Origin of the sequence: Brevundimonas intermedia, from assembly GCF_027922165.1 — a bacterium.
GTDB lineage: Bacteria > Pseudomonadota > Alphaproteobacteria > Caulobacterales > Caulobacteraceae > Brevundimonas > Brevundimonas intermedia.
Genome location: NZ_BSFD01000002.1, coordinates 585,630 through 609,026 on the forward strand (window position 1 = coordinate 585,630; position 23,397 = coordinate 609,026).

At 64.6% G+C, this 23,397-nt stretch carries 13 protein-coding genes; 7 read left to right on the forward strand and 6 right to left on the reverse strand.

The window, feature by feature from the left end:
* Positions 1 to 41 precede the first annotated feature (41 nt).
* Positions 42 to 2,969: a TonB-dependent receptor domain-containing protein gene (locus PKE72_RS05500; RefSeq protein WP_271164366.1), complete on the reverse strand. Its 2,928-nt coding sequence runs from the start codon at positions 2,967 to 2,969 to the stop codon at positions 42 to 44.
* 406 nt (positions 2,970 to 3,375) lie between these two features.
* Between PKE72_RS05500 and uvrB the strand changes: the two genes are divergently transcribed.
* From uvrB to PKE72_RS05515, 3 genes are all read left to right on the forward strand, one after another.
* Positions 3,376 to 5,730 carry an excinuclease ABC subunit UvrB gene (gene uvrB, locus PKE72_RS05505; RefSeq protein ID WP_271164367.1) on the forward strand — a complete coding sequence of 785 codons (2,355 nt, stop codon included), beginning with the start codon at positions 3,376 to 3,378 and terminating at the stop codon, positions 5,728 to 5,730.
* A 62-nt stretch (positions 5,731 to 5,792) separates the two neighbouring features.
* Positions 5,793 to 6,839: a nucleoid-associated protein gene (locus PKE72_RS05510; RefSeq protein WP_271164368.1), complete on the forward strand. Its 1,047-nt coding sequence runs from the start codon at positions 5,793 to 5,795 to the stop codon at positions 6,837 to 6,839.
* Positions 6,823 to 8,106, forward strand: coding sequence for a 6TM ABC transporter family protein (locus tag PKE72_RS05515; RefSeq protein ID WP_271164369.1), 1,284 nt, complete (start codon positions 6,823 to 6,825; stop codon positions 8,104 to 8,106). Before PKE72_RS05510 ends, PKE72_RS05515 begins: the two co-directional genes overlap by 17 nt.
* Positions 8,107 to 8,420: 314 nt before the next feature.
* Here PKE72_RS05515 and PKE72_RS05520 read toward each other — a convergent pair whose 3' ends face one another.
* Positions 8,421 to 8,720 (reverse strand): helix-turn-helix domain-containing protein, encoded by a 300-nt coding sequence (locus tag PKE72_RS05520; RefSeq protein ID WP_271164370.1) that lies wholly within the window; start codon positions 8,718 to 8,720, stop codon positions 8,421 to 8,423.
* Between the two features lie 15 nt (positions 8,721 to 8,735).
* Positions 8,736 to 9,074, reverse strand: coding sequence for a type II toxin-antitoxin system RelE/ParE family toxin (locus PKE72_RS05525; protein WP_271164371.1), 339 nt, complete (start codon positions 9,072 to 9,074; stop codon positions 8,736 to 8,738).
* A 427-nt stretch (positions 9,075 to 9,501) separates the two neighbouring features.
* Here PKE72_RS05525 and PKE72_RS05530 point away from each other — a divergent pair, with 427 nt between their 5' ends.
* On the forward strand, positions 9,502 to 10,053 hold the full coding sequence (locus tag PKE72_RS05530) for a hypothetical protein (protein ID WP_271164372.1): 552 nt from the start codon (positions 9,502 to 9,504) through the stop codon (positions 10,051 to 10,053).
* Positions 10,054 to 10,233: 180 nt separating this feature from the next.
* Here the strand turns inward: PKE72_RS05530 and lepA are convergent, their stop codons facing one another.
* Positions 10,234 to 12,042, reverse strand: coding sequence for a translation elongation factor 4 (lepA, locus tag PKE72_RS05535; protein WP_271164373.1), 1,809 nt, complete (start codon positions 12,040 to 12,042; stop codon positions 10,234 to 10,236).
* A gap of 195 nt (positions 12,043 to 12,237) precedes the next feature.
* On the opposite strand from lepA, the gene PKE72_RS05540 reads away from it, so the two are divergent.
* Complete coding sequence (locus PKE72_RS05540) at positions 12,238 to 13,368, forward strand: efflux RND transporter periplasmic adaptor subunit (RefSeq protein WP_271164374.1); 1,131 nt, start codon at positions 12,238 to 12,240, stop codon at positions 13,366 to 13,368.
* Positions 13,369 to 13,377: 9 nt separating this feature from the next.
* On the forward strand, positions 13,378 to 16,470 hold the full coding sequence (locus PKE72_RS05545) for an efflux RND transporter permease subunit (RefSeq protein ID WP_271164375.1): 3,093 nt from the start codon (positions 13,378 to 13,380) through the stop codon (positions 16,468 to 16,470).
* Positions 16,471 to 17,563: 1,093 nt separating this feature from the next.
* On the opposite strand, the gene PKE72_RS05550 is transcribed toward PKE72_RS05545, so the two are convergent.
* Together PKE72_RS05550 and nhaA are read right to left on the reverse strand one after the other, a co-directional pair.
* Positions 17,564 to 20,200 (reverse strand): TonB-dependent receptor, encoded by a 2,637-nt coding sequence (locus PKE72_RS05550; protein ID WP_271164376.1) that lies wholly within the window; start codon positions 20,198 to 20,200, stop codon positions 17,564 to 17,566.
* 216 nt (positions 20,201 to 20,416) lie between these two features.
* Complete coding sequence (nhaA, locus tag PKE72_RS05555) at positions 20,417 to 21,655, reverse strand: Na+/H+ antiporter NhaA (protein ID WP_271164377.1); 1,239 nt, start codon at positions 21,653 to 21,655, stop codon at positions 20,417 to 20,419.
* Positions 21,656 to 21,882: 227 nt separating this feature from the next.
* Here nhaA and PKE72_RS05560 point away from each other — a divergent pair, with 227 nt between their 5' ends.
* On the forward strand, positions 21,883 to 23,295 hold the full coding sequence (locus PKE72_RS05560; RefSeq protein ID WP_271164378.1) for a protein adenylyltransferase SelO: 1,413 nt from the start codon (positions 21,883 to 21,885) through the stop codon (positions 23,293 to 23,295).
* The last annotated feature ends 102 nt before the right edge of the window (positions 23,296 to 23,397 follow it).

A 23,397-nucleotide genomic window follows, 5' to 3' on the forward strand; every position in this document is an offset into this window, starting at 1 on the left:
CCGAAGTCCGCCGCCTCATTCATTCTAGAACCGAGTGATCCTTAGAAGGACTTGGTCAGGTTCACGAAGGCCGTGCGGCCCAGGTAGTCGTAGCCCGAGTACAGCGGGGCGTTGCCGACCCGGTTGTACACGCCCGACGAGATGGTCGGCGGGTTGTCGTTGAACAGGTTGCGGACGCCGAGCGTCGCGGTCCAACCGTCGGACGCATACTGGACCGAGGTGTTGTGCAGCCAGTAATCGTCCGTCGCCAGGTCGTAGTCCGACGTAGCCGGATCTTCGCCGTAGTACTCGTAGCTGTCGGTGCCCTGGATCCATTCGACACCGTAGCGCACGCGCCACTTGTCCCAGGCGTAGGAGACGTCGGCCGTTCCGGTGAACTCCGGATTGTCGATCATGCCGGTGTAGTCTTCCAGCGGATCTTCGGCGAACAGCTTGTTCGAGATTTCCGTGTACTGGGTGATCGCCAGGTTGAACAGCGCCGTGCCCGGGCCGACGTCCTTGCGATAACGGACGGTGTAATCCAGCCCCTTCACATTGTCCGTCGCCAGATTGACGTAGCTGTCGCGGACCGTGAGGCTGTTGTCAGCCGCATCGCGCGTGACGAGGCGGCAGAAGCCGGCGTCGGCCGCGAAGTCTTCCGGGTTGGAATCATAGCAGCGGGTCAGGATTTCGCCTGCGCCGGTGCGCGACACGCCGTTTTCGACCTCGATCTCGTAATAGTCGACGGCGAAGGCCAGATCGCCCCAGCCCGAGGGCAGCGGCGGCTGGATGACCAGGCCGACGGTCATGTTAGTCGAGGTTTCGGCCGCCAGACCGGCGTCGGCGCCGCCTGCGGTGATCACTTCGACGCTGGTGGTCGACAGGAAGTCGCTCGCCAGGCCTTCGGCCGTGCAGTTGGCGACGCGGTTCGGGTTCACGCCCGGCGCGCCGTAGTTGTTGCAGCGGTCGTTGGTGTTCGACAGGAAGCCGGTGGTGGCGCCGACGAACTGTTCGAACAGCGCCGGGGCGCGGTACGAGGTGCCGTAGGTGCCGCGAACCGTGACCCAATCGATCGGGCGATAGACCAGACCGACCTTGTAGGTCGTGTCGTCGCCGTACGAGTCGTAGTCGGTGTAGCGGAACGAACCGTTCAGGGTCAGTTCGCGTACGCCCGGCAGGTCGACCAGCAGCGGCGCTTCGATTTCGCCGAACACTTCCTTCACCGAGTCCGAGCCGCGCGTAATGGCCGAGGTCGAGAAGTTGTAGGTGTTGCCCAGCTGGCTATCCAGGCCCGGGGTGTCGTCGATCTCGGACTCACGCCATTCGGCGCCGAAGTAGCCCATGACGCGACCGGCGGGCAGGCTGAACAGCGGGCCGTCGATGCCGAAGCTGACCACCTTCTCGATGAACTCGGTCGTGCCGGTCACCGGACGGAAGACATAGTCGACCCAATCCTGCGGCAGAGCGCCGGCGATGGTCTGGGCGTTCAGGGCGGGTGCGGCGACGCAGCCGGGGTTCGAAGCCAGTTCGGCGCACTGGAACTGGCCAGGGGCCGTTTCCACCACGTCCAGCGACTCGATCATGCGATCGGTCAGGAACTGTTCGCTGGTGTAGGTCGACTTGGAGCGCGAATAGCTGGCGTAGGCGTCGTAACGCCATTCCGGCAGGAAGAAGTCGCCCTTGATGCCGACGACATAGCGACCGAAGTCGACTTCCTGTTCGGAATAGTCATTGCCGAAGCCGATGAAGGCGCGGGCGCCGACGTCAGCACCCTTGTTAAGACCCTGATCGGCCGAAATCGTGCTGAACGCCAGGCTGTCGGGGATCAGCGGGCTGCCCTTGGCATAGTCCAGCGAGAGCTGACGATAGTCGGTCTGCGACGACTTGCGTTGGTTGAACAGGGCTTCGCCGTAGATCTCGGCATTGCCCAGGGCTTGCAGATCGTAGCCGACTTCGCCGTACAGGGTCGTGATCTCGACCGGCGAGATCAGCGACTGGTTCAGCATACGGTCTTCGAAGGTGTCGCGAACGTTGAGGTCGTTGCCGGGCCCGCCCACGCCCTCAAACCCGGGCACGCCGCCGGCGACGCCCGCGTTCGGCCGCCAACGGTTGAACACGGTCCCGACAGAACCGGGCGCGCCGACGCCGGCCGTGCCGACGAACGTCCGGGCGCCGCTGGCGCTCGGTGCGCCCTCCACGCCCAGGGCGACGGTGTTGATCGTCACGCCGTTCGAGCCGGTCGTGGTGATCGGGTAGCATTTCGACTGGCCGGTCAGCGGGTCGATATAGTCCTGGTCGTTGCGGAAACCGTCGGTCTGGCAACGGGTGAACTCACGGTCGCGCAGGGTCAGTTCGTCACGCTCATAGCGTTCGACCGAACCGGCGGCGCGCCAGCGGTCGCCACTGGCGCCCGCCGTCAGCGAAAGACGGGTCGAACCGCCCGCGCCATTGGCTTCCAGCGGCTCGTTGCGCTGGCCCTCGAAGGTGACGCCTTCAAAGTTGTTGCGGGTCTGGATGTTGACCACGCCGGCGACGGCGTCCGAGCCATAGACCGACGAGGCGCCGTCACGCAGCACTTCGACCCGGTCGATGATGGCGGTCGGCAGCACGTTCAGGTCGGCCGCGCCGACCGAACCGCGCGAACCGGCCGGCGACACGCGACGGCCGTTCAGCAGCACCAGGGTGCGGCTCGGGCTCATGCCGCGCAGGCCGATGGTGTTGGCGCCGGGGCCGCCGTTGGTGACGTAGCCGCCGTACGAGTTGTTGATCTGCGAGGTGCCGCCGGTCACGGCGGTGCTTTGCAGCGCCTCAGTGGTCGAGGCGAAGCCCTGCAGGGTCGCCTCCTCGCGCGTCACGACCTGGGTCGGCGACGGGGCGTTGTAGTTGTCGCGGCGGATGCGCGAGCCGATGACGACGATGTCGTCGACGCTGGCCGAGTCTTCAGCCTGCGCATCGCTGTTACCTTGGGTAACAGCAGCATCCTGGGCCACAGCGCCAGATACAGCAAATATTGACAGCGAAGCTGCCGCAATTCCGCCAACCACAGTCGACGAAAGGAGATTGGATTTACGAGTACGCATACGCCTCATTCACAAACAGTATTGTACAATACTTAGGACTGACACTTGATAACGACGGTATATACCACCGATACATCGAATGCATCGGTTCTGTGACCCTGTTAGGCATGTGAGATACAGTCTGCAACTAAAAAGTCGCAGAAATGTACGAAGAATGGGCAAATTCAGCGCAAAACGAGTCATGTTGCGGCGCAATGAAGCATTATATTTCTATATATCGCCGTTTTTCGGCCTTTTTTCTACTTAAGCTTAGCCCCCCGACAGCTGTTTAAGGGCCTCTATGGCGCCGCCGCCGCCGCCGCACTAAGTTCTGTTCATGAACCGTTCTTCGACGCCGAAGCCCGCCGCCGCAATGCCGGCCAAGCCTGTCCACACGCCCGACCCCGGCGTGCGCGAGGCCGCCGCCGCCTTCAAACGCGACCACGCCGCGAACGGGGGCAAAATGCCGATGTTCGCCCCCGTCGCCGGCCCACGCCTGACGCCGGAGGAGCCCGTCGCCGCGCCCGCCGACTGGGTGCCGCACCGCCCCTCGCACGAGGGCAAGAAGAAGGGCGGCCGGTTCCGGCTCGAGACGAAATACACCCCCGCCGGCGACCAGCCCGCCGCCATCGCCGAACTGGTCGCCCAGGCCGAGGCGGGCGACCGCGACCAGGTGCTGCTGGGCGTCACCGGCTCGGGCAAGACCTTCACCATGGCCAAGGTCATCGAACAGACCCAGCGTCCGGCCCTGATCCTGGCCCCGAACAAGACATTGGCGGCCCAGCTCTATTCCGAGTTCAAGTCATTCTTCCCGGACAACGCCGTCGAATATTTCGTCAGCTACTACGACTACTACCAGCCCGAAGCCTATGTCCCCCGCACCGACACCTATATCGAGAAGGACTCGTCGATAAACGAGCAGATCGACCGGATGCGGCACTCGGCGACGCGGGCGATACTGGAGCGGGAGGATGTGATCGTGGTGGCCAGCGTCAGCTGCATCTACGGCATCGGCTCGGTCGAGACCTATACGGCCATGACCTTCACCCTGAAGGTGGGGGACCAGATCGACGAGTCGAAGCTGCGGGCCGATCTGATCGCGCTGCAGTACAAGCGCAACGACCTGAACTTCGACCGCGGCATGTTCCGCAAGCGCGGCGACGTCATCGAAATCTTCCCGGTCCACCTGGAGGACCGCGCCTGGCGCATCAGCCTGTTCGGCGACGAGCTGGAGGCGATCCAGGAGTTCGACCCCCTGACCGGCAAGAAGACCGCCGACCTGACCGAGATCACCGTCTACGCCGCCAGCCACTATGTGACCCCGCGCCCGACGCTGAACCAGGCCGCCGCCGGCATCAAGGCCGAGCTGAAGGAGACGCTGGACTGGATGATCGAGAACGGCAAACTGCTCGAGGCCCAGCGGCTGGAGCAACGCACCCGTTTCGACCTGGAGATGATGGAGGCCACCGGCAGCTGCGCCGGCATCGAGAACTACTCCCGCTGGCTGACCGGCCGCGCCCCCGGCGAACCCCCGCCCACCTTCTTCGAATACATCCCCGACAACGCCCTGCTGTTCGTGGACGAGAGCCACGTCACCATCGGCCAGATCAACGGCATGTTCCGCGGCGACTACCGCCGCAAATCCACCCTGGCCGAATACGGCTTCCGCCTGCCCTCCTGCATCGACAACCGCCCGCTGAAGTTCGAGGAATGGGAGGCCATGCGCCCCCAGACGGTGCACGTCAGCGCCACCCCCGGCGCCTGGGAGATGGACCAGGCCGGCGGCGTCTTCGTCGAACAGGTCATCCGCCCCACCGGCCTGATCGACCCGCCCGTCGAGATCCGCCCGGTCAGTGGCCAGACCCGCAACCAGGTCGACGACGTCATCGACGAGGTCAAGGCCACCACCCGCGCCGGCTACCGCAGCCTGGTCACCACCCTGACCAAGAAGATGGCCGAGGACCTGACCGAATACATGCATGAACAGGGGATCCGCGTCCGCTACATGCACTCCGACGTCGACACCCTGGAGCGGATCGAGATCCTGCGCGACCTGCGTCTGGGATCCTTCGACTGCCTGATCGGCATCAACCTGCTGCGCGAGGGGCTGGACATCCCCGAGTGCGGCCTGGTCGCCATCCTGGACGCGGACAAGGAGGGCTTCCTGCGCTCCGAGACCTCGCTGATCCAGACCATCGGCCGCGCCGCGCGCAACATCGACGGCCGCGTCATCCTGTACGCCGACCGCATGACCGGCAGTATGGAGCGCGCCATCGCCGAGACCGACCGCCGCCGCGAACGCCAGATGGCCTATAACGCCGAACACGGCATCACGCCCGAAAGCGTCAAGCGCGACATCAAGGAGCTGATGGACAGCCCCTATGAGTCCCGCGAAATGGACCGCCTGACCCGCCCCGGCGTCGCCGAGGCCTCCAAACCCTTCGTCGGCTCAAACTTCCAGGCCGCGCTCAAGGACCTGGAAGGCCGCATGCGCGAAGCCGCCTCCAACCTGGAGTTCGAAGAGGCCGGCCGCCTGCGCGACGAGATCAAGCGCATGAAGCTGCTGGACCTGGAATTCGCCAACGAGGCCCTGACGGGGGCGGGGGAAGAGGTGGACCGGTCGGCGCCGAAGAAGTGGCGCGCGGAAGCGGCGGCGGAGAAGGCGGAGGCGTTCAGGAAGGGGCGGCTTTAGAGATCGCTGGACTTTCAACCAGACCCCATGCAACCCTTGGGTAAAATTTGGGGAGGCTAGAGTTGAGTTATTTTTACGATGGCGAATTTGATTCTCTCAAAATAGAGAAAATGATCCTACACGTGGTCGGAGCAGGCGACTTCGAACCACAGCAACAGATGGATGATGTTGAGCAAGAAGCCTTCTTTCTGTCCCGAATACAGGAGATAGACGCTTCAGGACTTTTTATATTTGATGCCAATTCACAGACAAAAAGGACCATTGGCGAGATTGCCGACGGAACACTTTCATTCGAAGATGGCGCGCAACGATTAGCGAGAGACTTTTCCGGTCGACATAGCGGAACTAGTGCCGACGGAGCATTGTTCATGGTAGAACTAAGCTCTAATACACGCAACTCGTCGCTATACAGTATCTTCAAATACGATTATAGAGAAGCTGTCGAGCGCACAGACGACGGCGGACAAAATCACTTACGGCGCATCGTCGAGGCATTTGTTGCTGATAAAAAAGCTCTACAGAAATCCTGCCTTGTCAGGGTTCAGGACGGCGAAGTATTGGAGAGCGTAGCAGCCCAAGATCGTATGGGGCGAACTCCAGATCTGACGGATTATTTTGCGGCATTTCTAAATGTAAAGCGTGAGAGAAATGACCACGAACTAAATCGCGGCCTTAATGATGCACTTCGAGAAGTGTTCACAGATCGGAAGGCCGATCTTCCAAACCAGGACGCAGCCGCCGCTTTGCGCACCGCAAAGGACGCCCTGAGCCAACGTCAACGGATCGACAATGCTGCTGTCCTCGAAGCAGTCCTAGTTGCGGCAGGCAACCCCGATCAACCCGATATGGTGGCCGCATTTGAAGCCACCGTCGTCCGCAAACTTCGAAGCGCCAAGCTCACTGGCGTGGAATTTGCACCCGATCAGCAAGTGCTGCGCAGAGCTGCGCGAAAGCGGATCCAAACCGTGGAAGGTGTGACATTGGAATATCCATCCGACCTCGAGGGCATTCGCGTACGGACGGTCCCAGGAGCAAACGGCAGCCGCACGATCACAATTGAGACTGCGCGGATTGAAGACGAAACGATTATCCGTGATCGAATTCGCTAAACTGCTCGACGACCTTTCTGCCGACCAGCGGATATTTCTGACCGAATCGTCAGCGGAAGTCGTTGTGGCTCAACTAGATGCCGATCTAGCGCAAACGGCGTTAGATCATGCTCGTCGATTGGGATGGAACGTGCGGGTCGAAAATGCCGCCGCTGAAGAAGTGGCGGACGATCTTAACCCAGCATTCCAGCCCTTCCGATTTACGGTCACTAAGCCTCTAGCCCAAGGACGGGTTAGACTGCTGACACTAGCCGGCTTTGCCCAATGGCTATCTGAAACCCCCTCAGGCTTGGTGCAGGTTGCTCGTTTAGAAACACCATTCGAGACCGGGCTATTCCGGGTGGGAAATTGGACCGACGAGCAAGCCTTCGAGCCGACCCAACGCGCCAAATCCCCCCGTACGCTAGTCAGGGAGACTCAGCAGCGGCGTGATGTACCCGACGACATTCGGGCATGGCTCGTTCCGGACGAGACGCAGCCGGATTGGGACGATCCAGTATTTTGCGTGTGGGCGACACGGGCAACACGGGCGTGCCTTATGGCGATCGCGACGGAAGTGAATGCAGGTTCTGACTTTTCCTTTCGCGGAAACGCCCAACTGACCATCGGGGAACCAGAGGCTGGCTACAAACCACCAATGCGGCAGTTTTGGCAGCTGCAGCGGACCGTAAGCTGGATCTATGAAAACCCCAGCGAGACAGAAACGCGGTTCAGACTTATCAACTACGAGCTGGGCCGCTTAGGTCGGTCGTCTAATGTTGCAATAACTGATGTTCTTGAGTACATGGGAGTTGCACTTGAAAGTGCAAAATTGGCATTTCAGTACAGCCTTGCAAAGGTTAGTTCTGATACAGCTAAGTCATTATCCGATCTAAGAAAATCTCTTTCTGAAGAAACATCTCGGCTTTCAGAGATGGTCCGCCAGGTAATAAGCGCCGTATCAGGAGTTGTTTTCGTCGGTATTGGATTAATTGCCGCAAGATTTTCCACCAGTACGCCTAAACTTGCTCTAATTATTATGGGTTTTGTTTTATGTTGCTACGTATTTTTTGTTATAAGATCAGGAAAAAATCACATCGCTCAACAGCGTAATATGCGCACAGTCTGGCGAAAACGCCTCTACGGATACATCTCAGATAACGATTATAAAGCCATGATCCTAGATCCAGCGGGGAAGTCTGAGGATCAATTCCACAGTGCCGCGTTGTGGGGAGGATTTGTCACTGGCGGAATAGCGTTAGCTATCCTCGCGGCAGTTTGCTTGTAATTGATTTAATTCTGCGCAGCGATACAGGTCTTCGTGTTAATCACCAGACTGCATAAACCAACTCTACCTTCAACGCCCGCCTCAGCACCAGCGCCGCGCGGCTGAACGTGTCCCCCCCCCCTTGCTTTCGTCATCCTCCGGCAAGCCGCGCCTTCGCGGCGCAGACCGGGGGACCCAGCGGCGCGCGTGAGCGCGAACCTGTCGCGGACGCGATCTTCGAAACATCGTGCGGCGGATGGATTTCGCCTTCGGCGCCGCTGGGTCCCCCGGTCGCTTCGCGCCGGAGGATGACGAAAGGAGGGGCGGGTTGACGCCTAGACCAACTCCACCTTCAGCGAATGCCCCAGCACCCGCGCGGCGCGGCTGAGGGTGTCCAGGGTCACGTTCGACGCCTCCGGGTCGAGGACGCGGTTCAGTTGGGCGCGGCTGGTCTCCATTTCGGCGGCCATGGCGGCGCGGGTCAGGCCCTGGGCCTTCATCGCCTGCTGGAGCTGGAGGGCGATCACGCTCTTGACCGCGCGCAGGGTCACCTCCTCGCGGATGCCGTCCTCGTCGAGGAAGTCGTCCAGGGTGGCGAGGTCCGACGGATCGCGGAACTTCATGTCTGAGGTCATTGGGCGCTCCTTTGATTAAAGGCTGCGCTCCTTCATGCGGCGTAGCGCGATCTCGATCTCGGCCTTTGGAGTCTTCTGCGACTTCTTGATAAAGCCGTGGACCACGACCAGCGCCTTGTGCGCCGTATCGTGGAAGAAGATCATCCGCACCTCGCGATTGCCGCCGAGGCTGGACCGGACCTCCCACAGGCCGCCGCCCAGCGAACGGCAGAGCGGAAGCCCCATCGGAAACCCGAACTGGACCCGCTTGAGGTCGTAGCCGAGGATCGCGCGGTCCGGCTTATCGAAGGATCGCAGCCACTCCTGAATAACCGGCCGACCGGTGGGGGTCTGGTAGAAGCGGACCGTGTGCATCAGCGGCTCCTCGGAGCGAGTTTCTGTAGTTTCCGATCATCACGGTCTCTCCGTTTGCCGCCTCGACCTTTGTCGGTTTCACCCAACGCCGTGGCAATGGAAGTACTGTACCATATTTGGTCCACCCCGCAATCCATCACGGCCTTCTCCGGCACGCCCAGACGAAGGCGGCAAGCGCGGTCATTATGGCCGCTACGCCGTGGAGGATTTGAGGTTCGATAGTGATCATCGCAGGCTCCTTGATCAACCTCTGATAATCCCGGTCACAATGATCGGTGAGGCTGTTTGGAGAGCCTATGGTGGATACTCAGCGCCTCAACGCACGCTCGGCCTGTTGTGCGGTGCGGTCCTGACAACACCCTCGCCGCAAGGGGAGGACACAGGTTGCGTCCGGGTTTGGCGTAACGGCGGTTTAGGCCGTGGGGGCATGAGCCAGGGCATTCACCGCAAGATCCGATCCGACGCCGTCTGGGCCGAGGTGCGCAAGGCGTGGGAGGATGGGGAGACCGCGCGGTCGGTGGCGCGGCGGTATGACGTCGGGGTTCACGCCCTGTGGAAGCGGCGGGAGGCGGAGGGATGGACTCGGCCCGAGCCGAACGCGGGGCCGGTGGAGCCGGCCGAGGGCTGGGGCGCCTATGTGCAGGGGCGGCGTGACGCCTTCGAGGCGCGTCTGGAAGAGGCGCGGGCGCTGGCGGAGTGTCTGGTCGAGGCGATGAAGGACGAGCGGCTGACGCGGGCGCCCCACTGGCATATTCCGTGGCTGTATCGCTGGCGCGCCGACCATCTGGGGGCCGAGGCGGCGGCGCGGGACCGGGAACGGGCGCGCGAGGCGGGGCATCCGTGGGCCGAGGTGTTCTGGGACGAGGACGGGGTGCTGAGGCCGCTATGGCGGCTGGATGAAGAGATGGCGCGGCTGCACCCGCAGGACTGGCGCCGGGCGGTGGGCGTGCCGGAGGGGGTGGAGGTGGAGGCTCCGTAGCTCTCCCTCCCCGTTCCGGGGAGGGGGGTCGAGCCGGAGGCGAGACCGGGTGGGAACGGCAGGGCGACGCCCCACGGACCTGCCGAAATCAGAGCGGTGCGGCCTTGCCTGGCCGCCCCCACCCCGTTGCTTCGCAACGCCCCTCCCCCGCAGGGGGAGGGAGAGGTTGGTGCGCTAGGATCAGTCCTCGTCCATCTTCAGCGCCGCGATAAACGCTTCCTGCGGGATTTCGACCTTGCCGAACTGACGCATCTTCTTCTTGCCGGCCTTCTGCTTCTCCAGCAGCTTCTTCTTGCGCGTCGCGTCGCCGCCGTAGCATTTCGAGGTCACGTCCTTGCGGAGCGCGCGCACGGTCTCGCGGGCGATGATCTTGCCGCCGATGGCCGCCTGGATCGGGATGACGAACAGGTGGGGCGGGATCAGCTCCTTCATCTTCTCGACCATGCCCCGGCCGCGCGTCTCGGCGCGGGCGCGGTGGACCAGCATGGACAGGGCGTCCACCGGTTCGGCGTTGACCAGGATGGACATCTTCACCAAGTCGCCGACCTTGTATTCGGTGATCTCGTAGTCGAACGAGGCGTAACCCTTCGAGATCGACTTCAGCCGGTCGTAGAAGTCGAACACCACCTCGTTCAGCGGCAGTTCGTAGACCACCATGGCGCGGGAGCCGACGTAGGACAGTTCGACCTGCGAGCCGCGGCGGTCCTGGCACAGCTTGATGACGCTGCCGAGGTATTCGTCGGGCGTCAGGATGGTGGCCTTGATCCAGGGCTCGGAAATGGTCTCGATCTGCATCACGTCGGGCAGGTCGGCCGGGTTGTGCAGGTCGATCTCGGAGCCGTCGCGCAGGCCGATCTTGTAGACCACCGACGGGGCGGTCGCGATCAGGTCCAGGTTGAACTCGCGGCTGAGCCGTTCCTGGATGATCTCGAGGTGCAGCAGGCCCAGGAAGCCGCAGCGGAAGCCGAAGCCCAGGGCGGCGCTGGATTCCATCTCGTAGGTGAAGCTGGCGTCGTTCAGCCGCAGCTTGCCGATGGCGGCGCGCAGGTCCTCGAAATCGGCGGCGTCGACCGGGAACAGGCCGCAGAAGACCACGGACTGGACTTCCTTGAACCCTTTCAGCGGTTCAGCGGTCGGCTTTCTTTCATCGGTGATGGTGTCGCCGACGGCGGCGTGGGCGACTTCCTTGATCTGGGCGGTGATGAAGCCGACCTCGCCGGGGCCCAGCTGGTCCACCGGGGTGTTCTTGGGCAGGAAGACGCCGACGCGGTCGATCAGGTGGGTCGAGCCGTTGCGCATCATCTTGACCCGCATGCCGGTCTTCAGCACCCCGTCGAAGACGCGGACCAGGACGACGACGCCCAGATAGGGGTCGTACCAGGCGTCGACCAGCATGGCCTTCAGCGGGGCGTCGGGGTCGCCCTTGGGCGCCGGGAGTTTGGTGACGATGGCTTCGAGCACGTCCTCGATGCCGATGCCGGACTTGGCGCTGCACAGCACGGCCTCGGAGGCGTCGATGCCGATGACGTCCTCGATCTGGGCCCGGACCCGCTCGGGCTCGGCGGCCGGCAGATCGACCTTGTTCAGGACGGGGACGATCTCGTGGTTGTTATCAATGGCCTGATAGACGTTCGCCAGCGTCTGGGCCTCGACCCCCTGCGACGCATCCACGACCAGCAGCGACCCCTCGCACGCCGCCAGGCTGCGCGAGACCTCATAGGCGAAGTCCACGTGGCCCGGCGTGTCCATCAGGTTCAGGACATAGTCCTGCCCGTCCTTGGCCTTGTAGTTCAGGCGCACCGTCTGCGCCTTGATCGTAATGCCCCGCTCCTTCTCGATATCCATCGAGTCCAGCACCTGCTCAGACATCTCGCGCTGGGTCAGGCCGCCGGTGAATTGGATCAGTCGGTCGGACAGGGTGGACTTGCCGTGGTCGATGTGCGCGACCACGCTGAAGTTCCGGATGTTCGAGATAGGGGGAGTCGTCATCCGCGCGCCCCTATCACGCGTAGAGGTCCGGGACCAGCGGGCGCGGCGATCCGCGCCCCTGACAGTGTCAGATTAAGGCTTTGCAACAATATGTATCGGCGTTTGAGAGCGGCTCGCGGACGCTGTAAGGATCAGGCCTGCGATCACCGGCGCGAGCCGGGCGGTCCGCTTCGCCTGCAACCGAGGAAATCCCCCGTGTCCAAGACGACCCGAACCGCTTTTAGCCTTGGCGCCCTCGCCGTGTCGGCCTTCCTGCTGGCCGGCTGCGGGGGGCATGGCGACGAGGCGACCGAGGAGAAGGCCGCCGGCGGCTCGCGCCAGACCGTCACCGCCGCCACCGTGACCCAGACCAATCTGCGGCGCACCGTCACCGCCTCGGGCACCGTCTCAGCCTGGGAGGAAGTGCCGGTCGCGGCCGAGACCGGCGGCCTGACCGCCGTCGCCGTCTATGTGGATGAAGGTTCGTATGTGCGTCAGGGCCAGCCCCTGGTGCAGATGAACGACGTCCTCCTGCGCGCCCAACTGCGCCAGCAGCAGGCCCAGGTGCAACTGGCCGAGGCCAATGTGGCGCGCGACGACGCGGCCCTTGGTCGCGCTCAGCAGCTGAAGGAACGGGGCTTCCTGTCTCAGGCCTCGCTGGACACCGCCCTGGCCAACCAGCGCGCCTCGAACGCCAATCTGGCCGCCGCGCGCGCTACCCTGGCCCAGACCCAGACGCAACTGTCGCAGGCCACCATCCGCGCGCCCGTCGCCGGCCTGATCATCAGCCGCAGCGTGACCAAGGGCCAGATCATCGCCGCCGGGACCGAGCTGTTCCGCATGGTCCGCGACGGCCGGCTGGAGCTGGACGCCCAGGTGCCCGAGACCGAGTTGGCCCAGGTTCGCGCCGGCCAGTCGGCGACCGTCTCCTCCAGCGAGGCGGGAACCACCTCCGGCACGGTCCGGATCGTCACGCCCGAGGTCAATGCGAACACCCGCCTGGGCCTGGCGCGCATCTCGCTGTCGCCCGGCGCCCCGCTGCGGCCGGGCATGTTCGCCCGCGCCGACATCGACGTCGGCGACCAGCCGGCCACCACGGTGCCCACCGGCGCGGTCCTGTATCGCGACAACAAGCCCGGCGTCTTCAGCCTGGCCGCCGACGGCCGGGTTCACTTCCAGCCGGTCGTCATCCTGTCGCGGACCGACACCCAGACGGCCGTCACCGGCGTCAATGTCGGCGCCCAGGTCATCGTCGACGGCGCCGGCTTCCTGAACGAGGGCGACCGCGTCAACGTCGCCCAGGCCCCCGGCGGCGCCCGCCCCGCTACACAGCCTGCGGCCAAGTAGGACCGACCGATGAACCAGATGTCGTCCTGGGCGATCAAGAACCCGATTCCGATCATCCTGCTGTTCCTGCTGCTGACGCTCGGCGGCGTGGTCGGCTTCATGGGGATGCGGATCAATCAGAATCCCGACATCGACTTCCCGCTGGTCGCCGTCACGGCCGCCCGCCCCGGCTCGGCGCCGGCGGAAATGGAGGTCCAGGTCACACGGCTGATCGAGGATTCGCTGGCCGGTCTGTCCGGCGTGCGCCACGTCACCTCGAACATCAGCGACGGGGTGTCGTCCACGACGATCGAGTTCGAGCTGGGGACGGACACGGACCGGGCGACCAATGACGTGCGCAACGCCATGACCGGCCTGCGGGCCAGCCTGCCGCAGGACATGCAGGAGCCGGCGGTCCAGCGGATCGACATCACCGGCGACGCCCTGATCACCTATGTGGTCCGGTCGCCGACCATGACGCCGGAACAGATCAGCTGGTTCATCGACAACGAGATGAGCCGCGCCCTGCTGGCCCTCGGCGGCGTGGGCGAGGTCAACCGCTCGGGCGGGGTGGATCGCGAGATGCGGGTCGAACTGGATCCGCAGCGGCTGGCCGCCTACGGCGTCACGGCGGCCGAGGTCAGCCAGGCCCTGAACAACGTCAACAACAACCTGCCCGGCGGCCGCGTCACCATCGCCGGGTCCGAGCGCGCCGTGCGCACCCTGGGCGCCGCCACCTCGGTCGCGCAACTGCGCGAGACCCTGGTGCCGTTGGGCGACGGCAAGACCGTGCGACTGGATAATCTGGGCACGGTCGAGGACAAGTGGAGCGAGCCGCGCCGCCTGGCCCGCTACAACGGCCAGGAGGCCGTGACCTTCAACTTCCTGCGCTCGCGCACCGCCTCCGAGGTCAAGGTCGCCGAAAAGGTCCGCGAAGAAGTCCAGAAGATCGACGAAGCCCACCCCGAGCTGACGATCAGCCAGGTCACGGCCAGCGTCGAGGAGATCGAAGAATCCTATCTGGCCTCGCTTGAGGCCCTGCTGCTGGGGGCCGTCCTGGCCGTCATCATCGTCTTCATCTTCCTGCGCGACTGGCGCGCCACCCTGATCGCGGCGACAGCCATGCCGATGTCGCTGATCCCGACCTTCGCCATCCTGGGCCCGCTGGACCAGTCGCTGAACGTCGTCACCCTGCTGGCCCTGTCGCTGACCATCGGCATCCTGGTCGATGACGCCATCGTGGAGATCGAGAACATCGTCCGCCACATGCGCGACGGCAAACCGCCCTATGACGCCTCGCTGGAGGCGGCGGACGAGATCGGCCTGGCGGTCGTGGCCACCACGGCCACCATCATCGCCGTCTTCGCGCCCGTCGGCTTCATGCCGGGCATCATCGGCCAGTTCTTCAAGGCCTTCGCCCTGGCGGCCTGCGTCTCCGTGGCCTTCTCGCTGCTGGTGGCGCGGACCCTGACGCCGCTGATGGCGGCCTTTATCCTGAAACACACCCACCATGAGGATCGCGATCCCTTCTGGATGAGCGGCTATCTGAAGGCCCTGCGCTGGTCGCTGGGCAATCGCTGGAAGGTCTTCATCATCGGCATCCTGTTCCTGGTCGGATCGATCGCCACCTCGGTCGTGGCCAAGATGTCGTTCGAGTTCATGTCGCCCGGCGACACGGCCCGCGCGGCCTTCCAGGTCGAGCTGCCGCCGGGTTCGACCCTGCGCCAGACCGACGCCGTGGTGCAGCAGATCACCCGCAAGCTGGAGGCCCGCCCCGAGGTCACCTCGGTCTATGCCGCGATCGGCGGCCAGGACGTGACCCAGGCCAACATCTATGCCGACATGGTGCCCAAGGGCGACCGCGACCTGAGCCAGCAGGCCTTTGCCCGGGTCATGGTCGACGAGATGAAACAGATTCCCGGCGCCCGCATCCGCGCCGGCATCGCCCAGTCGGGCGGCGGGCCGGGCGACGGCACCACCTACACCTTCTCGATCCTGAGCGATGATCCGGTCGCCCTGACCGCTGCGGCGCGCAAGGTGGAAGAGGAGATGCGCGGGGTGCCGGGCCTGGCCAATGTGGTCAACTCGGCCGCCATCGCCCGTCCGGAAATCCTGGTCACGCCCCGTGCGGACGAGGCCGCCTTGGCGGGGGTTTCGGCCGGCGCCATCTCGCAGGCGGTGCGGGTCGCCACCATCGGCGACGTCGATCAGAACCTGCCCAAATATAATCTGGGCGACCGCCAGATCCCGATCCGACTGCAGCTGACCGAGGAGGCCCGCGAGGACCTGAGCGTGCTGGAGACCCTGCGCGTGCCCGGCAACAACGGCGCCTCGGTGCCGTTGAGCGCCGTCGCCGACATCGAGTTCGGCGCCGGTCCCGCCACCGTCACCCGTCAGGACCGGTCACGCATCGCCTCGATCAGCGCCGAACTGGACGGCATCACCACGGGCGCGGCGGGGACGGCGGTCAACCAGCTGCCCTCCGTCAAAAACCTGCCCGCCGGCGTACGCCAGGTGCCGGCCGGCGACGCCGAGTTCATCCAGGAGATGCTGACTGGGTTCGGCATCGCCTTCGCCTCGGGCATATTGCTGATGTACGCGGTTCTGACCCTGCTGTTCAAAAGCTTCGCCTATCCGATCACCATCATGGCGGCCCTGCCCCTGGCCATCGGCGGCGCCTTCATCGCCCTGGCCATCGGGGGCGCCAACTTCTCCATGTCAGCCCTGATCGGGGTGCTGATGCTGATGGGGATCGCGGCCAAGAACTCCATCCTGCTGGTCGACTATGTCATCATGGCCGAGAAGGAGGGGATGCCCCGCCACGAAGCCATTATGGACGCGGCGCACAAGCGCGCCCGCCCCATCCTGATGACCACCTTCGCCATGGGCGCGGGCATGGTGCCCATCGCCATGGGCATAGGCGCAGACGTCCAGTTCCGTTCGCCCATGGCCATCGCGGTGCTGGGGGGACTGATCTCCTCGACCTTCCTGTCCCTGCTCTACATCCCGGCCATCTTCACCATCGTCGACGATGTCGCCCAGTGGGCGCGGCGCATCCTGCGCCGGTCGACGGCGGGACAGCGGGAGCTGGCGAAGCCGAGGCAGGGGCCGTTAGTCGAATAGGCCGAAGCCCCTTGGCGGACCTTCGAAGGGTCCGCCAAGGGGATGCAGACACAACTTCCTGCGAGCCGGCGGGTGAAGCCTCAGCCGACCTGAATGGCCTTTTCCGGACGGATCGCCTGATTTTCGCCTGACTACCCGACCGACAACCTCCGCCTTGGGTCGATTTCGGTCTTGAGCTTCGGCGCCGGAACAGACGTTGGCCTCAAAGCCGGAAAGCAGCCATGGTCGACGTCAGCTAGGGGTGGCTAGCGGACGATCACGCCCCCGCGCGCCCGCTGGACCAAGGTTCGGATTTCCGACAAGCTGGCCCCACTATGGAATGGTCCAAACTCGCTTATTCAGCCGTCTTTGCGGGCTGGCTACTGTTAGCTTCGTGCAGCGAGCCGCACAACAAACCAACCCTGGAGGTGGCCCAAAGCGGTTCTGATGGCGACACCTATTTGGGAGTGCCGCTCAACGTAGAGCGAGGCGATGTAAACTGTGGCATAAGCGCCACCGCCCCGACCGTCGTATCAGTGGGGGAGACCGGAAACCGTGTCGAAGCCTCGATCTGGACAGCTCGCTGCGATGCAGATCCGCCGAAGCAAGACGACGGCTTCGCGTTAGATGTCGAATTGTTCGATTGCCGCGATCGGAAACACATTGCGCTCGAATCTGTTGATGGAGACATCAGCTATAAACCGTATTCCGTCAGAAACGGCAGTGGCCCGCCAGGGTTGGACCCGAACCCGGAACTAGCTACCCAAGCTACCTTCCTTCTGCCACCGCAGCCGCGTGGGCGGGTCCTGACGTTCAGGCTTACGAGCCAGAGACCTGGCTGTCAGGCAATGGTGACCATACCGCCAACGCACGTCGCCGCACTGGACGCTTGGGAGCAGGACAACTACCGCAGCTTCCAAGCGCTTAATCGAGACCTCCGCCAAAGAGCAACGCCTTAGGTCCGCTACGGGTCGAAAGCCGAATTGGAGGCCACGTCTGAGACCAGACGTTCCCGCCCTCCCTAACCAGACGCTCAAGAAAAAGGGCCGACCGGTTTCCCGGTCGGCCCTTCGTCGTTCCACCCTGTATGCCTACGGCCCGGGCGGCTGGACGATCAGTATTTGACCTTCAGCGTCACGCCCCAGGTGCGCGGGGCGCCCAGGTAGGCGTTGTAGGTCGCGGTGTCGGTGGCGATATTATAGTAGGTGCCGTTCGCCTGGGGCGTGGTCGTGTTGGTGAAGGCCGTGCCTTGCAGCGGGGCGGCGAAGCCGACCTGGGTGTATTGTTCCTGCAGCAGGTTCTGGCCCCAGATGTCGACGGTCCAGCGCTCGTCTTCCGAACCGATGGTGATGCGGCCGTTGACGACGGTGAAGGCTTCCTGGTCCTTGTAGGGCAGCAGGTCCGAGCCGGTGTTGTAGTCGGTCGAATATTTGGCCGACAGGTTGAACCCGCCGCGCAGACCGCCGCCCAGCGAGCGGTCGAAGGCCAGGGCGCCGGTCAGCGACCATTCCGGAGCGAACGATGCGCGGGCGCCCGGCAGCAGGGACAGTTGCGGGAAGCGCGCGGCGTTCGACAGGTCGGCGGCGGTGAAGTTCCCGTATTTGGCGTCGGTGTAGGTGACGCCGCCCTGGAACGACAGGCCCTCGACCGGGGTGAACCAGACCATGTCGGCGTCGACGCCGCGCGAGGTCAGTTCGGGGATCGACTCCACCACGAAGGCGGTGCCGAGGAAGGTGTTCAGTTGGAAGTTCTCGAACTTCTGATCGAAGTAGGTGATGTTCAACAGCATGGTGCGGTCGAACAGGGTCGTCTTCAGACCCGCTTCGTAGCTGTCGACCGTCTCGGCGTCGAAGAACAGCGAGGCGTCCGGCGTCACGCCCGTCTGCACCCGGTCCATGTTATAGCCGGCGCCCTTGTAGCCGCGAGCGTAGGAGACATAGCCCATGATGGACGGGTTGAGCCGGTACGACGCCTTGAAGGTGCCGCTGACGTCGGTGTCGCTGAACTTCTCCTGGATCCGGCGATTGTCATAGAGCGGATTGGACCAGGGCAGGCAGAGCAGCCCAAGGGCGGAGGCCGGGGTCGCCACCGTGCCGGGCAAGCGGTTGGCCGGGTTCTGGTTGGCCAGGGCGCCGCCGCAGGCCGCGCCGTTGGTTCCCAGATTGTCCTGCACGCCCAGAAGCCGCTTGCTGTCATAGGTGTAGCGCAGGCCCAGGTTCAGATCGAAGGCCTCGGTCACCCGCCAGGTGTTGTTGGTGAACAGAGCCACCGATTCCGACTTCTGGCTGTAGTGGTCCTCATAGGCCTTGCCGGCCGCGAACACGGGCGCCGTCGCGCTGGGGGCTGCTAGGCCCAGGACGCACAAGGGCTGGCCGAGCAGAGGGCCGCTGGTGCCGACCGCGAAACCGCGCGGATTGGTGAAACAGCCTGTGCGGCTGGGGCTGGGCCCGCCGAAGGTCGCCGGCACCGTCGCCGTCAGCAGGAAGGAGGCGAAGCCGTTGTAGTCCGCGCCATAGGAATAGGAGTCGTCCCGATAGACGCCTTCCTTGGTGGCGAACACGCCGACCAGCCAGTCGAACTTGTCGGTCGTCCCGGCCAGGCGGAATTCCTGGGTCAGGTTGTCGACGCCGTAGCCGTTGGACCCGTCGTTGGCGCGATAGAGGAGGTCAGCGCCGGTGTAGTCCAGGTCCATCCCCTGCTGGAACGACCAGTCGCGCCATGAGGTCTGGGACGTCAGGGTGGCGTTCAGGCTGGGCAGGTCGATGGTGGCTTCCGCCGACAGACCCATGTCCTCGATCTCCTGAGGGGTCTCGCGGTTGGAATAGGCGGTGCGGCTGAAGGGCACCGTGCCGAAGCCGGCGACGGGCGGCCGTTGACCGGGACCGTTGGGGGCGGTCAGGGCGGCGATGAAGGCCTGGGTCGGGCCGACGCGGGTCTGGACCGCCGAGCAGCAGAACTCATCGCGCTTGGTGTAGTCGGCGATCAGGCGGATCGACACCTCGTCGCTGGGCAGGATCAGCAGCTGGCCGCGGCCGGTCCAGTAGTCCTGGGTGTTGTCCTCGGTCAGGGTGCGGGGACCGTCGCCGAGATTGACGTTGTAGAAGCCGTCACGCTCGCGGTGCGCCACGAAGATACGGCCGGCGATCTGGTCGCTGAGCGGGCCCGTCGCTGAGACCGACCCACCGATCGCGCCATAGTTGCCGGCGGTCAGTTCGGCCGAGACCGAGGGATTGAACGACGGGCGTTCGGTGATGATGTTGATGACGCCGGCGGAGGTGTTCTTGCCGAACAGGGTGCCTTGCGGCCCCTTCAGCACCTCGATGCGGCTCAGTTCGCCCAGGTCGCCGAAGCCGACCGAGTTGCGCGAGCGATAGACGCCGTCGATGACCACGCCGACCGAGGATTCCAGGCCGGGGTTGTCGCCGACGGTGCCGGCGCCGCGGATACGGACCGTGGTCGAGGCTTCCGACTGGGTCGAGGTGACGGTCATGCCCGGCGTCAGGATCTGCAGATCCTTGATGTCCTGCACCCCGGCGCCGTCCAGCACTTCCTGCGACAGGGTCGTGACCACGATCGGCACGTCCTGCAGGCTCTGTTCGCGTTTCTGGGCGGTGACAATGATGTCGTCGATGGTGGCCGGCGCCTCCTGGGCGGAGGCGGTTCCGGCGAGGCCCCCGACGAAGCCAAAGACGGCGGCGCCGACGACGGCGGCGGACACAGTGGTCCTGAGATAGCGGTTAGTGTGGCGCACGAGGCGTCCTCCCGGCTCTGAAGCCCGGTCGCGCGGAGCGACCGCAGCGTTTCCTAGTTCCCATTCGGCCCGCCTCTACGTGGAGACTGGCTCAATACGGCAGAGGCTAAGCCCGCTTCGGGCCGGGGTACAAGCGAGCGTTGTTCGCCGCGACGATTTTTCGCCGCAGTTCGACCCTCCTGTGACAAGGAAGCGACATAAAATGCTGACGTTGCGTCAGTTTTGACCCGATCCGGAGCCGATCGGTTCAATCTCGGGCTTGAGGGCGGAAGGGTCCGCCTGCCGACGACGCCCGGCGAATCCGAGCACGAGCGCCGCTGTCAGAGCCGACAGAATCGAGCCGCCGATCACGCCCAGCTTGACCTCCACCTGTTCGGGCGAATCCACTGCGCCGGGGAAGGCCAGGACGCCGATGAACAGGCTCATGGTGAAGCCGACGCCGCACAGCAGCGAGACGCCATAGACCTGAAGCCAGGTCGCGTCGGTCGGGCGGGCGCCGATCTTGAGCGCCGACGCCAGCCAGGCGGCGCCGAAGACGCCGATCTGCTTGCCGAAGAACAGGCCCAGGGCGATGGCGACGACCAGGGGGGCGAAGGCCTGGTCCATTGACAGGCCGGCGAAGGAGACGCCGGCCTTGGCGAAGGCGAACAGCGGCAGGACCAGATAGGCGTTCCACGGGTGCAGATCGTGGATCGCCTCCTTCAGCGGGCTCTGGCGATCCTCCTTGCGGGCCTTGATGGGCACGATCATGGCGAAGGCCACGGCGGTCAGCGAGGTGCTGAGCCCCGACAGGACCGTCAGATACCAGACGGCGGCAAAACCCAGCACCCAGAAGGGCGTCGGAATACGCATCCGGTGAGCGACCACGCCTCCGGCCGCGATCAGGCCCAGGGCCCAGAACAGCGGCGTCCAGTCGGCGCCCTCGCTGAACAGGACAGCGATCAGGGCGATGGCGCCCAGGTCGTCGACGATGGCCAGGGTCAGCAGGAACACCCGCAGCGACGACGGCAACCCCTTGCCGACAAAACCGAAGATGGCCAGGGCGAAGGCGATGTCGGTGGCCAGGGGAATGGGCCAGCCGGCGTGCGGCGCCCCCATGGTTCCCGACAGCAACAGATAGACCGCCGCCGGCCCGGCCATGCCGCCGATGGCCGCGAGGACCGGCGTCGCCAGCTTGCGCGGATCACTGAGCTCGCCGCGCACGATCTCGTATTTGATCTCCAATCCCACGACGAGGAAGAAGATCGCCATCAGACCTTCCTTGATCCAGTCGGAGATCGACTCCTCCAGCCGGATCGGGCCGATCTGAAGCACATGATAGCTTTTCAGCCAGGTGAAATAGTCGCCCGCCCAGGGCGAGTTGGCCACCAGAACGGCGGCGATGGCCGCCAGGGCCAGGGCCGAGCCGGATGCGGCCTCGGTCTTGAGGAAGTCGAGAGTGAATTTGCGCGCCACGGCGGCCTCCAGTCGAAAGGATGAGCTGTCGTGACGCCAGGTTATCGACGGGCGTCGGACCGGATTCGTCATCTCTCTGGGAAACGACGCCAGCCTGGCCGCGCGGTGCGACCTGATATCTGCGGACGATAATACGGCGGTGCGTGGGAGGTTCAATCAAAACCGTGGCCATGTTCGCGTTCTAAAAGCAGGTTGCGAAACCAGACCGGGCGACGCACCTAGCCCCCATGCCTCCCTCCCCCGCCTACTGCCCCGAACCGCGCGTCTTCGACCTCGGCCCCGATTTCGCCGACGCCGTCGCTGCGGCGGACTTCCCCCAAACGCTACTGCGGTTCCGCAACGACCGCGCGGCGGCAGAGGTCGGGCTGGAAAGCCTGAGCGACGCCGAATGGATCGCCGCCTTCGGCCGGTTCGCGCCCTTGCCGGGCCAGCCCGGCCCTCTGGCCATGCGCTATCACGGGCATCAGTTCCGCCAGTACAATCCCGATCTGGGCGACGGGCGCGGCTTCCTGGCGGCGCAGATGCGCGACGCCTCTGGCAGACTACTTGATTTAGGCACCAAGGGCTCGGGCACGACGCCCTGGTCGCGCAGCGGCGACGGGCGGCTGACGCTGAAGGGCGGGGTGCGGGAGGTGCTGGCGGCGTCCATGCTGGAAGCCCAGGGCGTACCCACCAGCCGCGCCTTCTCCCTGATCGAGACAGGCGAGGCGCTGGAGCGCGGCGACGAGCCGTCGCCGACGCGGTCAGCCGTTCTGGTGCGCCTGTCGCACAGCCACATCCGGTTCGGGACCTTCCAGCGCGCAGCCTATCTCGGCCGTGTCGATCAGATCGAGGCGCTGATCGAGCACGTCCGCACCCTGTATCATCCGAGCGTCGCCGCCGGGGATGCGCCCGGCCTGCTGCGCGCCGTCGTCGAGGCCTCGGCGAAGCTGACGGCGCGCTGGATCGCGGCTGGCTTTGTCCACGGGGTGCTGAACACCGACAATCTGAACGTCACGGGCGAGAGTTTCGACTATGGCCCGTGGCGCTTCCTGCCCCAATACGACCCGGCCTTCACCGCCGCCTATTTCGACCAGACCGGCCTCTACGCCTTTGCGCGTCAGCCCGAGGCGGTGTTTTGGAATCTGACGCAGTTGGCCGGCTGTCTGAAACTGGTCGCCGAGGCCGAGCCCCTGACGGACGCCCTGAACAGTTTCGGCCCCGCCTATATCCGCGAACTGCGCGCGGCCTTCCTGATGCGGCTGGGCGTGCTGAGCCTGGGCGAGGCGGCGGACCAGAGGCTGGTCGATGCGACCCTGGCCCTGTTGCGTGAGGGCGACCAGGCCCTGCGCTGGGAGCCGCTGTTCTTCGACTGGTTCGGCGGCTTCGCCTCCTCGGCTCGAGCCCTGTCCGGGCCGCGCGCCAAACTGTACCAGGGCGAGGCCTTCGACGCCTTCCGCTTCGCCTTGTTGGAGCATGAGCCCGACCGGATCGACCGGCTGGAGCATCCGATGTTCGCCGCCCGCGAGCCGGAGGAGATGTTGATCGAGGAGGTGGAGGCGATCTGGGCCGCTATCGACGCCAGCGACGACTGGGGACCGTTCCAGGCCAAGCTGGCCCGGCTGGAGGCCGCGCGCACGGCCTGGGGTTTCACCGCCTGAGCCGAACCTTACGAAAGCTTCATCTCGTTTATCGATAATATCCTTGCCCGTTTATCGATAAATCCATATCGATAGTCACGAAGGCGTCGCGGAGGGCGACCC

Excerpts from the sequence above, each read along its gene's own strand:
- lepA (WP_271164373.1), bottom strand. The coding sequence starts at position 12,042 with ATGACGACTCCCCCTATCTCGAACATCCGGAACTTCAGCGTGGTCGCG.
- PKE72_RS05525 (WP_271164371.1), bottom strand. The coding sequence starts at position 9,074 with ATGCACACGGTCCGCTTCTACCAGACCCCCACCGGTCGGCCGGTTATT.
- uvrB (WP_271164367.1), top strand. The coding sequence starts at position 3,376 with ATGAACCGTTCTTCGACGCCGAAGCCCGCCGCCGCAATGCCGGCCAAG.
- PKE72_RS05520 (WP_271164370.1), bottom strand. The coding sequence starts at position 8,720 with ATGACCTCAGACATGAAGTTCCGCGATCCGTCGGACCTCGCCACCCTG.
- PKE72_RS05560 (WP_271164378.1), top strand. The coding sequence starts at position 21,883 with ATGCCTCCCTCCCCCGCCTACTGCCCCGAACCGCGCGTCTTCGACCTC.
- PKE72_RS05545 (WP_271164375.1), top strand. The coding sequence starts at position 13,378 with ATGAACCAGATGTCGTCCTGGGCGATCAAGAACCCGATTCCGATCATC.
- PKE72_RS05530 (WP_271164372.1), top strand. The coding sequence starts at position 9,502 with ATGAGCCAGGGCATTCACCGCAAGATCCGATCCGACGCCGTCTGGGCC.